General features: G+C 37.6%; 11 protein-coding genes. 7 read left to right on the top strand and 4 right to left on the bottom strand.

Translation table 11 applies throughout. The features are described 5' to 3' along the window. Positions 1-103: 103 nt before the first annotated feature. On the bottom strand, positions 104-1,033 hold the full coding sequence (locus tag FG383_RS06580) for a DsbA family protein (RefSeq protein ID WP_246096883.1): 930 nt from the start codon (positions 1,031-1,033) through the stop codon (positions 104-106). Further along, complete coding sequence (locus FG383_RS06575) at positions 1,023-1,361, bottom strand: winged helix-turn-helix transcriptional regulator (RefSeq protein ID WP_142606184.1); 339 nt, start codon at positions 1,359-1,361, stop codon at positions 1,023-1,025. Before FG383_RS06575 ends, FG383_RS06580 begins: the two co-directional genes overlap by 11 nt. A gap of 146 nt (positions 1,362-1,507) precedes the next feature. Between FG383_RS06575 and nagZ the strand changes: the two genes are divergently transcribed. Together nagZ and FG383_RS06565 are read left to right on the top strand one after the other, a co-directional pair. Continuing rightward, positions 1,508-3,163 carry a beta-N-acetylhexosaminidase gene (gene nagZ / locus FG383_RS06570; protein ID WP_142606181.1) on the top strand — a complete coding sequence of 552 codons (1,656 nt, stop codon included), beginning with the start codon at positions 1,508-1,510 and terminating at the stop codon, positions 3,161-3,163. A gap of 13 nt (positions 3,164-3,176) precedes the next feature. Next, positions 3,177-3,950: an alpha/beta fold hydrolase gene (locus tag FG383_RS06565; RefSeq protein ID WP_342782129.1), complete on the top strand. Its 774-nt coding sequence runs from the start codon at positions 3,177-3,179 to the stop codon at positions 3,948-3,950. 348 nt (positions 3,951-4,298) lie between these two features. Here FG383_RS06565 and FG383_RS06560 read toward each other — a convergent pair whose 3' ends face one another. Continuing rightward, on the bottom strand, positions 4,299-5,006 hold the full coding sequence (locus FG383_RS06560; protein ID WP_142606178.1) for a YetF domain-containing protein: 708 nt from the start codon (positions 5,004-5,006) through the stop codon (positions 4,299-4,301). A 160-nt stretch (positions 5,007-5,166) separates the two neighbouring features. Between FG383_RS06560 and FG383_RS06555 the strand changes: the two genes are divergently transcribed. Then, positions 5,167-6,384 carry an MFS transporter gene (locus FG383_RS06555; protein WP_142606176.1) on the top strand — a complete coding sequence of 406 codons (1,218 nt, stop codon included), beginning with the start codon at positions 5,167-5,169 and terminating at the stop codon, positions 6,382-6,384. Between the two features lie 50 nt (positions 6,385-6,434). Here the strand turns inward: FG383_RS06555 and FG383_RS06550 are convergent, their stop codons facing one another. Continuing rightward, complete coding sequence (locus FG383_RS06550; RefSeq protein WP_142606174.1) at positions 6,435-7,115, bottom strand: universal stress protein; 681 nt, start codon at positions 7,113-7,115, stop codon at positions 6,435-6,437. A 329-nt stretch (positions 7,116-7,444) separates the two neighbouring features. Here FG383_RS06550 and FG383_RS06545 point away from each other — a divergent pair, with 329 nt between their 5' ends. The 4 genes from FG383_RS06545 to FG383_RS06530 are packed head-to-tail and all read left to right on the top strand — an operon-like array spanning position 7,445 to position 12,084. Further along, a complete protein-coding gene (locus tag FG383_RS06545) occupies positions 7,445-9,856 on the top strand; it encodes a Na+/H+ antiporter subunit A (protein WP_142606173.1) in 2,412 nt (803 codons plus the stop codon). Next, positions 9,843-10,265: a Na(+)/H(+) antiporter subunit B gene (locus FG383_RS06540; RefSeq protein ID WP_142606172.1), complete on the top strand. Its 423-nt coding sequence runs from the start codon at positions 9,843-9,845 to the stop codon at positions 10,263-10,265. Before FG383_RS06545 ends, FG383_RS06540 begins: the two co-directional genes overlap by 14 nt. A gap of 3 nt (positions 10,266-10,268) precedes the next feature. After that, positions 10,269-10,607: a Na(+)/H(+) antiporter subunit C gene (locus FG383_RS06535; protein ID WP_142606171.1), complete on the top strand. Its 339-nt coding sequence runs from the start codon at positions 10,269-10,271 to the stop codon at positions 10,605-10,607. Continuing rightward, positions 10,600-12,084: a Na+/H+ antiporter subunit D gene (locus FG383_RS06530; protein ID WP_142606169.1), complete on the top strand. Its 1,485-nt coding sequence runs from the start codon at positions 10,600-10,602 to the stop codon at positions 12,082-12,084. The genes FG383_RS06535 and FG383_RS06530 overlap by 8 nt, the downstream gene beginning before the upstream one ends. Positions 12,085-12,096: the final 12 nt, after the last annotated feature.

Genomic DNA, 12,096 nt, shown 5'->3' with positions numbered 1-12,096 from the left:
TAAAGCAACCAATTAATGCGGGAAAGCAATCAATTCATTACAAAGAGCAACCAATTCCAAAAATGCCGCTCGAGCATATCTATACTCGAGCGGCATTTTGCATTTATTGATTCAGTTTAATATATTTTTCACCAAGCACTTCTTCTACTACATAGCTATCCGCAGCTAATTCTTTTTCAACGAATGCTGCAACATCTGATTGTGCTAAACTATAAAGCTCTTCGATTTCACGCGAGAATAATAGTCCTTCTTTTTGTAAGACATGTTGTAATGTATCGACTGATCTTGGTTGGATATTTTCTTCTGGCAATATTTGCTTCAATGCTTGCACGTAATTATCATAAGGGCGAGCTCCTACAACTTTTACCCCTTTTTGCTCTTCATTTAAGAAAATGATTGTTGGGAAGCCGCGTACGCCTAGTCGGCTTGCCATGGCGAAATCTTCTTGCAAACTTTCCTGGGCTGGTGGCAGATGAGATTCTTTTACGACTTCTTCTCCATTTAGACCGATGCTGTTGACAATGTCGATTAGTAGTTGGTCGTTACTAATATTTTTATTGAACGGAAATACTGCTTCTCTTGCTTTTCGTAAGAACACTGGAGCTAAGCTAGCATCTTTTTGTTGAACTACTTTATATACACGTGATGGGATATAAGACGAAGTAACTGGATCCTCGAACCAGAAGCTACCGTCGATTGGCATACGAGTATGCTCTCCGACTTCACGCCAGTGTCCTGCTACGTCACCAGGTCCGGAAATACCGTTGGATACATCGGCGAATCCATCCCATTTTTCGAGCAAGCCACCCATTAATGTATGCAAATTGACATACTGACCGTACTCTTCCATAAATTTACGTAATGTCGGTTCCAATGCCCAACAATGCGAGCAAATTGGGTCAGTAACATAGTAAAGATCGACTTTTTTACTTGGTGCAGTTAAATCGATTAGTTCCATTTCGGAATTTCCCTCTCCTGCTGGTCCACAAATACCTGTTTCTAGATCACACATCATGGAATTATTATTCGTCATGTTGTTTCTCCTTTTCTAATGTAATATGTTGTATTGCCCAAGCGTGTACTGGTTTAAGCGCTTCTGCAAGTTCTTGCCCAGCAACTGATAAATGATAAGTAATTTGGACAGTTGGCTCCACAGTCGTTTTTTTCTCCACTAGCCCATGTTCTGCAAGTTCGGTCAACTTAAGTGACAATGCACGAGGCGTAATGTCGGTTAAATCCTTTTTCATATCCGAGAAATGGGCACAATAATTTGGACAATTAAATAAATAATGAACGATTAAACCGTTCCAACGTCTTCCGAGTATTTCAAAAGACGATTCTAAATATGGACAAATTTTCATAGTATTTATCCCTCATTTCTACTTCATTATATATTGGTATAAAAAATATATCAAGTATAATAATTATATTCAAAAAAATAAAGGGATAAAGGCAACGATTATAGAATGGGGAATTAGGGGAAACCAATAAGAAGGAGGGTTCTTGAATGACAAAAAAAGTTGGAATCATTTTCTTATTATTTATTATTATCGCGATTATTTTAATAATAATGGAAGATAAAAATAAAACGAACGAAACGATAGAGAAAGAAAAACAGCCTAAGGAAGAAGTAGCTCTACCGGAAACTGAATCACTCGTTGCACTTGTTTTCGAACTTGCAGCAAAAGGTCAAGTATTAGATGTGCCGTTTATCGCAGGAAAAACGGGTATACAGGAAGTGTATACATCATGGGGAGAACCGACGAGAAAAAGTGACTTGTCTGCAGCTACATATGATGATTACTCATCCAAAAGAGCAACGATTGGGCATCAGTCTGGAATTGTATTTGATATTAGATCTAACTCAGAAGCTATCCAGCAAATAAGTTTAAAGGATATCGAAATGGTAAAAGGAGAAGCGGATGTAATTCGATATGATGAAGTAGGCCAATTAATCCTCGTTTATGAATTGGAACCGAGTTACCAACTAAAGTGGATTATTCCGAAACCAACTGAAAGTAAACCGAACCCAGTAGTCGATCATATATCTGTTGTTACAGATGCAGTTGAAGAGGTTGTACAAGAAAACCTAATAATAAGTGAGATGACTTTAAAAGAAAAAATAGGGCAAATGATTTTTGCGGGAGTGGAAGGAACTACCTTCTCTGAAGAGATAAAGCAATTAGTTTCAACGAGTAAAGTAGGTGGTCTCATTTTTTATAAAAATAATTTAAAAGATGTAAACGATACTACTGCACTATTAAATGCGATTAAAAAAGAAAGTGAAAATGAAAGGTTTCCACTTTTTTTAGGTGTCGATCAAGAAGGCGGCAGAATTTCACGATTACCGGGATTGAGCAAGTTACCGACTAATAAGGAAATCGGGAAACTAAATGATCCTTCTTATTCTTATAAAATAGGTACCCACCTAGGAGAAGAAATGAACGCATTTGGATTTAATCTCGACTTTGCACCTGTGCTGGACGTAAATAGTAATCCGAAAAATCCGGTTATTGGGGATCGGTCATTTGGGAATAATGTAGATATTGTAAGTGAACTAGGAATTCAAACAATGAAAGGTATTCAAAGTCAACATGTTATCTCTGTTGTGAAGCATTTTCCAGGCCATGGTGACACCGCTGTGGATTCCCATTTAGAATTGCCGATTATGGAGAAGAGCTTAGAGGATTTGCAGAAGCTTGAATTGATTCCGTTTAAACGAGCAATGGAAGAAGGTGCCGATGTTGTGATGGTTGCGCATATTTTATTGCCTAAAATAGATTCTACATTTCCATCATCTATGTCGCATGAAATTATTACTAGGCTATTAAGAGACCAATTCCAGTTTGATGGCGTTGTGATGACCGATGATATGACGATGAACGCGATCATCGACAATCATGAAATTGGTCAAGCAGCTGCCCAAGCGGTAAAAGCAGGAAGTGATATTGTGTTAATCGCACATGATTATGACAATGTTCTAAAAGCGATGGAGGCAATTGAAAAATCAGTAAATGACGGCGAGATTTCAGAGGTAAGAATAAACGAAAGTGTACACCGCATTCTTGCACTAAAAGAAAAATACAACCTATCAAATAAGGAAGTAACAGCAGTCAACATACAGCAGCTCAATGAAGCTATGAAACAATTATCGATTAAATAAGGAGATGAGCGAAATGAAAATTCAAGTCAATCAAGCAGATGTAGCATACAGAGAGGAAGGGAATGGGGAACCGATCCTACTCATTCATGGATTTTGTGGCAGCTTGGATTATTGGGATAATATTATCGATGAACTTGCAAGAACGCACCGAGTTATTGCATTAGACTTGCCTGGCCACGGGGATTCGGCAGTGCAGGAAAATATAAAAGAAATAGATCAATATGCTACTTTTATAAAAGACTTTATAGACGTATTAAAAATCGAGCAGGTAACAATGTTAGGGCATTCGTTAGGAGGTTATATTACACTTGCGTTTGCAGAAAAGTATAGTAACCGTTTAAAGGGGTTCTCGTTAATCCATTCTACTGGTTACCCAGATTCACAAGAAGCAAAAGAAGGAAGGGACGCTTCTGCGAACAAAATAGATACAGATGGAATGGAAGCGTTTATAAATGGCTTAGTTCCAAAACTATTTTCACCTAAACATTTGGAAAGTCATCAAAAGGAAATAACAGAAGTGAAAAAAATCGGCTATTCCACTTCTCCTGCTGGAGCAAAAAATGCACTGATTGCGATGAAGAATCGAATAGACCGCCGAAAAATCATAGAAGCCACAGATTTACCGGTGTTATTAATAGCTGGGGAGGAGGATCAATTGATACCTTCAGAAAAAGTCTTTACAGCAAGCGAAAAACACATAAAACAAGTATTGATACATGATGTAGGTCATATGGGTATGTACGAAGCGCCAAAAGAGTTAATACAAGCAATAATCGATTTTAAATGAAAGAACAAAAAACGCTAAAGCGCTTGTCTCTGACCCGATATAACAAACGGGAATGACGCACATAATAGGGATACTGCGTGGTAAAAGACCTATTAGGTGACCGCTATGATTTCCGCTGCAGTCGAACGCTTACCCGGTGGAAAGCGTACGACTGCAGTGAAAATCCCAGCGGACACTAGTCGACGCACTACCGCGCAGTATTCCTATATTACGTACAATACAAAGAATGCCATAACTTGTATTACTTGAAAAAGATTATCCACAACTCTAAAATTTTGTAGTTTCCTACGCATTAAAAAATGCGGGCTCATCGCTCGACCGCTAAAAAATAAACACTATAGCAACTTTTCAAATTCCGTTTTTCCTTAAGCTAATATATAAAGAGCCGTTCGTTTGAAGTTGGGCGTAAAAAACATCACTAATTGAATCGACCCCATGCTTTCGAAGTTTTTTCATTACCCAATCCTCTGTTAAATCGAGCTCCAGTAAGTTTTTTTGAACAATTTTCCCATCCGAAATGATTTCAGCGGGCATAAATGCGGGAAGTGATACATCTGCTTTGACATCTAATTTTGTCGCTTCATGTTGCGCCACTTTCTTAAAAACGCTTAACTCTCCGTTTGTTTCTAGAACGGCATAATGCACATCTTGGATAGAGAAAATAGATTGTTCTCTTAACATCATTAACACATCGTCCATATGCAGGCGAGCAGACTTCAAAGATTTAACGGAAATCTCCCCATCCTTAACAATTATCGTAGGTTCATCGTCAATTAGAATTCGTAACTTTGTAGATTTTAATGAAATATAACTCATAAGCAATGTAAGGATAGTCCACCATATTAGTGAAACAAGCCCATCGAGAAAAGGGGTCTCCTTTTGAGAAGCAATTTCCGCTGCGATAGATCCAATTGTAATACCCGTAATATAATGGAAAAATGTCAGTTGACTAAGTTGTTTTTTGCCTAGAATACGTGCCAGTATTAATAATGCTATAAAGGAAATAGTCGTCCTAATAATCATTTCCCAAAAGTTCAATTCGAAAAATGTATCCATATTTCTATTCAAACTCCTCTATCAAGTGACTTTCCATTAGTATTACCTCGAAGCTTGTTACTATCCGTGTAACGAAAAAAGAACGAACATTTTTTAAAAATTTGCGCTATAATGAATATACTGATATTATTTCGAGCGTAGAAAGAGTGTGATATGTACAATGACGACCAGTAATCTTTCGAGTAAACTGGGAAATCCTGTTTATCCAATTATGTTTGCAATTGGTCTTTGCCATTTATTTAATGATTCACTTCAAGCGGTTATTCCAGCAATGTTTCCAGTACTTGCAAAAGAAATTGGATTAACTTTTACACAATTAGGATTAATTTCGTTTTCGTTAAATATAGTAGCATCTATATTACAGCCTGTTGTAGGCTTTATAAGCGATAAAAAACCAATGCCTTATGCACTTCCTCTTGGCATGATCAGTTCCTTTATTGGAATAGCGGGACTTGCATTTGCACCTGAATATTGGATAATTTTAGTTTCCGTTATTTTTCTAGGGCTTGGTTCTGCAGTTTTTCATCCAGAGGGATCAAGGGTTTCGTACATGGCAGCAGGGTCTAAAAGGGGGCTTTCTCAATCTATTTATCAAGTGGGCGGGAACTCGGGACAAGCACTTGCTCCATTAATAAGTGCGTTTATCCTAGTACCACTCGGTCAAAAAGGAGCGGCTCTGTTTTTAGTTGTTGCAGCAGTTGGAATTTTCATCTTAAGTAAAATTTCAGCATGGTATAAGAAACAACTAGAAGAAGATAGTTTAGCGAAAAAGAAAAAGACGTTACTTTCATCATTGCCGGTTCTTTCTAAAAAACAAGTAGGCGTTGCATTAACCCTTTTAATGATTATTATTTTTGCAAGATCTTTTTACGTAACGAATATGACAAACTTCTACATATTTCATTTAATGGAGAATTACGATTTCTCGATACAAAAGGGTCAGTTGTTTATATTTATCTTCCTAGTGCTCGGAGCGGCTGGTACGTTTTTCGGGGGGCCATGGGCCGATCGATTAGGTAGAAAAAATGTTATTTTGTTATCGGTTCTTGTACCAATTCCACTTTCGTTAGTATTGCCATATGTTCAGATTTGGGCGGTTGTAGTTTTGCTTGTTTTGATTGGTTTTTTCATCATGTTAAGTTTTTCAGTATCCGTCGTGTATGCGCAAGAGCTTGTACCGAGTAAAATCGGGACAATGGCAGGATTAACGGTTGGACTTGCGTTTGGGATGGGGGCGATTGGAGCGGTAGTGATCGGTATTTTAATGGACCATGTTGGTGTTTATACAACAATGATTATTATATCCGTGTTACCGATTATCGGACTTGTAGCAATCGCATTGCCAAAAGACCGGAAAATTACACTAGCAAATAAATAAAGAACTAGTAGATTTACACTAAAAAAGGGAGACTTTTAAAGTCTCCCTTTTCATATCTTAACGCTACAGCCATCTGGTACTTGAGATGGATCTGGTACTAAATTGTCTTGAATATGCACTTGGTGCATTTTGTTATTATGCATAAACTTAAATATGCCATTGTCGAAATCTGTTCCAATCTCTTTAAAGAAAATCCCTTCTTGGCACATGTTTTTGGCACAAGTGAAAGAAACCTTGTAAGAGTCGCCTTCAACTACTAAATAAGCCCGGACTCCTTTTTCAAATATGCCTTCCTCTTCATCTTTTACGGAACGCTCCACAGAAACTACATGGAAGTCAACGAAAGGAATTTCTCTTAACAAAACGTTCATAAATGAACCTTTTGTGATTTCTTCCCATCTGCTTTGAGCAGTTTGTCCAATAATAATTTGTGTAATGTTAAGTTGATGAGCTACTTCTTTTATTACTTTCGGAGAAGAACGTCTTTCATTATCACGAATGATAAATTCTTCTACTTGTAATTCCTCAGCTAGGTTTTTCCAATCTTCAATATATCCAGATCTTTCAGCGTCGAACGCATCATATGGAAGTGGGTCAACAGTTAGAATATAAAGCGGGCAATCTAGCATGCTTGCCATCTTATGTCCTCTTCTTATTAGTCGTTCTCCATTTGGGCCGTAGTATACGCAGACAAGTATACTTTCATCCATTCGACCTTTTGCGTGTTTCACGGTTGTCTACACCTCGATTTTATTAATTTAATCTATCTTCATGCATGATCTATTCAAAATTATGTTAATAATCACTTGAAGTGCAGTGATTACGTCTTTCGTGTATAATTATAGAGTATGTGCATCACGTAATAGAAAAGCAAACGAATTGCTTTTCGCTCAATCAGGCAATGGTAAACACCTCAAATTCTTCTAAAGTACATAATGACCTCATATGGATTCCTATTATGCTACTAGTTACTGGGATAGTCAAGTATCCCTTTCAAATGAAATAATTCTTACAAAATCCAACATTCACAAAACATGTTTTGGAAATAGGAGGCTACAATTTGTTTTCAGTTACTTTCGCTATTATTCTTCCTTTTATAATAGCCGCATTCGTGCCATTCATCTATAGGCGTTTCAAATATATGCATATCGGATGGCTTGTCATGTTAGTGCCTATTACGTTATTTGTTATGCTTGCTATGCTGATTCCCTCGGTAGCAGGTGGTAAAACATATATCCATACATATAATTGGATTCCCTCATTAAATATTAATTTCACTACTTATTTAGACGGTTTAAGTATGATATTGGGATTACTTATTACCGGTGTAGGTAGTTTAGTTATTCTCTATTCTATTTATTATCTTTCTACGAAAGAATCACTCCAACATTTCTATTGCTATCTTCTACTATTTATGGGTGCCATGCTCGGTGTCGTTTTTTCCGATAACCTAATGGTATTATATGTGTTTTGGGAATTAACAAGTGTGTCTTCTTTCCTATTAATAGCATTTTGGAATCATCGTAAGGCATCGAGGCTTGGTGCGCAAAAGGCAATGCTTATCACGGTAGGTGGTGGGATTGCGATGCTCATAGGTTTTATAATGCTTCACAATATGACTGGTTCCTTTAGTATACGTGAAATTATAGCAAGTATAGGGGACTTTACAGACCACGCATTATTTATACCTGCAATGATTTTAATATTGCTTGGAGCATTCACTAAGTCTGCTCAGTTCCCTTTTCATATTTGGTTGCCAGACGCAATGGAGGCACCTACACCAGTTAGTGCATATTTACACTCCGCGACGATGGTGAAAGCTGGGATTTATTTAGTTGCTCGTTTTACACCAGTTTTTGGTGGAGATCAGATTTGGTTTTGGACGGTGAGTGGTGTTGGTATGATCACATTGTTTTGGGGATCGTTTAATGCCGTTCGTCAAACAGATTTAAAAGCATTATTAGCTTTTTCTACTGTCAGCCAGCTCGGTCTAATTATGAGTTTATTGGGACTTGGGTCCATCGCATTGCAGTTCGGGTATTCGGAGGATTCTATTTTATATACACAGGCTACATTTGCAGCTTTATTTCATCTGATCAATCATTCCACATTTAAAGGGGCTCTATTTATGGTCGTTGGGATTGTCGATCATGAGCTAGGGACACGGGATATTAGGCGCTTAGGTGGATTAATGACCTTTATGCCATTTACGTTTACCGTAGGCGTCATTGGCAGTTTGTCGATGGCTGGAATGCCACTGTTTAATGGATTTTTAAGTAAGGAAATGTTTTTTGCGGCGACTGTGCAAATTATGAATGCAGAAGTATTTTCTTTGCAGTCATTTGGAATTGTTTTCCCTATTGTTGCGTGGGTAGCGAGTGTATTAACATTCGTTTATTGTATGATTATCATTTTTAAAACATTTCTTGGACCCGTTCAACCGGAAAAATTGGATAAGCCACTTCATGAAGCGCCAATGGGGATGCTGATTTCCCCATTGATTTTAAGTGTATTCGTTGTTGGTATTTTCTTCTTTCCTAATCTGCTAGGAGCTTATATATTAAAACCTGCAATGGGGAGTATTTATCCTACGTTTGGAGATCCAGCGAATCTTACTCCTGACATATATGCTTGGCACGGGGTAAAACCGGAATTACTTATGACAATTGGTGTTATTTTAGTTGGAGGATTATTATATCGACTGCTTAAAAAGTGGAAGCCAGTTTATGGGTTATTATCTTCTAGATACACATTTAACGCATTATATAATAACTTTCTATCGTTGGCAGAAAGTAAGTCTACTGTTTTAACGAATAAATATATGTCAGGTCTTCTAAGAGATTATTTAGTCTATATTTATATTTTCTTTATATTAACGGTAGGCGGTTTCTTCTTTTATTCGGGTGCATTTTCATCTGCTCTATCAATGGACGCACCGATACAGACTTTTGAAGTTATTTTAGTCGGAGTGATGGTAATTGCAGCGATTGCCATGTTATTTTCGAAGTCTCGTATGACGGCAACTTTGCTCAATGGAGTTTTAGGATATTCTATTGCCATCTTCTTTGTTATTTTCCGAGCGCCAGATTTAGCGTTAACACAATTAGTAGTAGAATCCGTCACGACGGTATTATTCCTTTTAGCTTTTTCTTATTTACCGGATTGGAAAAAGGAGGCGGTTTCTTCTAAAACGAAGTTAATCAATGCCGTTATTTCAATCAGTGTTGGGGCGGTTGTTGTATTAGTAGCACTAGCAGTATTAAATTACGAACGGTTTGAATCAATTTCTACATTCTTTGAGGATGCCTATGAATTAGCTGGCGGTGCAAATATCGTAAACGCTATTCTAGGTGATTTCCGTGGTTTTGATACGATGCTTGAAGTGGTTGTTCTCTTTATAGCTGGCTTAGGGGTTTATACGATGATTAAGCTAAGAGCGAAAAAGGAGGATGAAAACATTGAAAATAAATGATGTCATCTTGCGTACAGTAACAAGAATTGTTGTATTTATTATTTTAACATTTGGCGTGTATTTGTTCCTCTCCGGTCATAATACACCTGGTGGTGGGTTTATCGGCGGATTAGTATTAGCTTCTGCGATTGTGCTTTTATATTTATCGAATGATATTGAAACCGTTCAAAGAAGTCTTCCGCTCGATTTTAAGCTCGTTGCCGCTTTTGGTGTTCTATTAGCAACGGTTACAGGATTTGGTTCACTTATATTCGGCGTCCCATTTATGTCGCAAACATTTGCTTATTTTGATTTGCCGGTCTTCGGTAAAACAGAGCTAACGACCGTCACCATCTTTGAAGCGGGAGTAGCACTTGCTGTAGTTGGAGTAGTGGTAACAATAATTTTAAGTATAAGTGAGGATGAATAGACTATGGAGACGTTAATTGTACTACTAATCGGAATACTAGTTGCCGTGGCTACGTATCTAATCCTCTCTCGAAATATTATAAGAGTAATTTTAGGAACTGCGGTACTTTCCCATGCGGTTCATTTGCTCATCTTAACGATGGGGGGATTGAAGACGGGGAATGTTCCGTTGTTGAAAGAAGCAGATGCACCTTATACCGATGCACTTCCGCAAGCATTAATCTTAACTGCAATCGTTATTAGTTTTGCAGTAACAGCATTTATTCTTGTCCTTGCGTATCGCGCGTATCAAGATATTGGTGCAGATGATCTCGATGCATTGAGAGGGACAAGTGATGAATAATATAATTGTTTTGCCTTTAATTATCCCCATTATAGTTGGGGTTATTCTTGTGTTCCTTCGTCCATATGTGAAAACACAACGTGTAATTAGTTTAGTGACGATGATAAGTTTAGCTGGAATCAGTTTATATATTTTAAATAAGGTACAAGCAGAAGGAATCATACGACTAGACTTTGGTGGTTGGGTACCTCCTTTTGGTATTCTTTTTGTAGCAGATTCGTTTGCCATGTTATTTGTATTGACGGCTAGTATTGTAACTGCGATTTGTTTGATCTATGCTTTCTCTTCGATTGGAGAAAGTCATGAGAAAATGTTCTTTTATCCATTCGTGTTATTTTTAGTAGCTGGCGTTAATGGATCATTTTTAACAGGTGATTTGTTCAACTTGTTCGTCTGTTTTGAAGTAATGCTTCTCGCTTCTTACGTGTTAATAACGTTAGGAGGAAAGAAAGCTCAGTTAAGAGAATCGATCAAGTATGTCATTATTAATGTGCTGTCTTCCTGGTTTTTCTTAGTCGCGCTTGCTTATTTATACGGTACTATTGGTACGTTAAACATGGCCCATGTATCGGAGAGAGTAGCAGAAGCAGGTCAAGGGCCATTACTTACAACTATTAGTATTCTCTTTTTAATCGTTTTTAGTTTAAAAGCAGGGTTGCTATTGTTTTTCTGGCTACCTGGTTCTTATAGTGTGCCCCCAACAGCAGTTGCTGCATTATTTGGTGCATTGTTAACGAAAGTAGGTATTTATGCTCTATTCCGGACGTTTACCTTAATTTTTTATCATGAGCCTTCCATTACACATACTTTAATCGGAATAATGGCTGGAGTTACGTTAGTCGTAGGGTGTATTGGAGCGATTGCCTATAAAGATGTTCGGTTAATCGCATCCTATAATGTAGTCATTGCGGTCGGATTTATACTAGTCGGTTTAGCAGTTGCTACACAGACATCGTTAGAAGGATCTATCTATTACGTTATTCATGACATGATTGCAAAAGCGATGCTATTTCTAATAGTTGGCACGATGATTGTGTTGACTGGAAAAACGAAAATTGATGAAATAAGTGGACTAATACGTAACTATCCATTATTTGGTTGGATGGTGTTTGTCGTGACTTGTTCCCTTGCTGGTATACCACCACTTAGTGGGTTTGTAGGAAAAGTATTGGTAGGTCAAGGTGCAATCGAGTCGGGATCTTACGTTCTATTAGCACTTGCGTTTTTATCAAGCATCGTGGTGTTGTACTCACTCCTTCGTATTTTCTTAAATTCTATTTTCGGAGAAACAATTATTAGCACAGAAGATGAGGTGCCACTGAAAAAAGGAATGATTATACCTATCGTGCTGCTTGGTGTTGGAACGGCTTCCTTGGGGCTTGGTGCAGAATTTATATCGGAATATGTAAGTGATGCGGCATATGTACTATCCAAACCTTCTGTTTATATTGAAGCAGTATTAGGTGGAAATAAGTAATGGGAGAGGGTG

This window comes from Psychrobacillus soli (assembly GCF_006861775.1).
GTDB classification, from domain to species: Bacteria; Bacillota; Bacilli; order Bacillales_A; family Planococcaceae; genus Psychrobacillus; species Psychrobacillus soli.
The sequence above is the reverse complement of the archived record's forward strand: the minus strand, read 5'-3'. Positions and strand labels throughout refer to the sequence as shown.

Excerpts from the sequence above, each read along its gene's own strand:
- FG383_RS06530 (WP_142606169.1), top strand. The coding sequence starts at position 10,600 with ATGAATAATATAATTGTTTTGCCTTTAATTATCCCCATTATAGTTGGG.
- FG383_RS06560 (WP_142606178.1), bottom strand. The coding sequence starts at position 5,006 with ATGGATACATTTTTCGAATTGAACTTTTGGGAAATGATTATTAGGACG.
- FG383_RS06535 (WP_142606171.1), top strand. The coding sequence starts at position 10,269 with ATGGAGACGTTAATTGTACTACTAATCGGAATACTAGTTGCCGTGGCT.
- FG383_RS06555 (WP_142606176.1), top strand. The coding sequence starts at position 5,167 with ATGACGACCAGTAATCTTTCGAGTAAACTGGGAAATCCTGTTTATCCA.
- FG383_RS06580 (WP_246096883.1), bottom strand. The coding sequence starts at position 1,033 with ATGACGAATAATAATTCCATGATGTGTGATCTAGAAACAGGTATTTGT.
- nagZ (WP_142606181.1), top strand. The coding sequence starts at position 1,508 with ATGACAAAAAAAGTTGGAATCATTTTCTTATTATTTATTATTATCGCG.
- FG383_RS06575 (WP_142606184.1), bottom strand. The coding sequence starts at position 1,361 with ATGAAAATTTGTCCATATTTAGAATCGTCTTTTGAAATACTCGGAAGA.
- FG383_RS06565 (WP_342782129.1), top strand. The coding sequence starts at position 3,177 with ATGAAAATTCAAGTCAATCAAGCAGATGTAGCATACAGAGAGGAAGGG.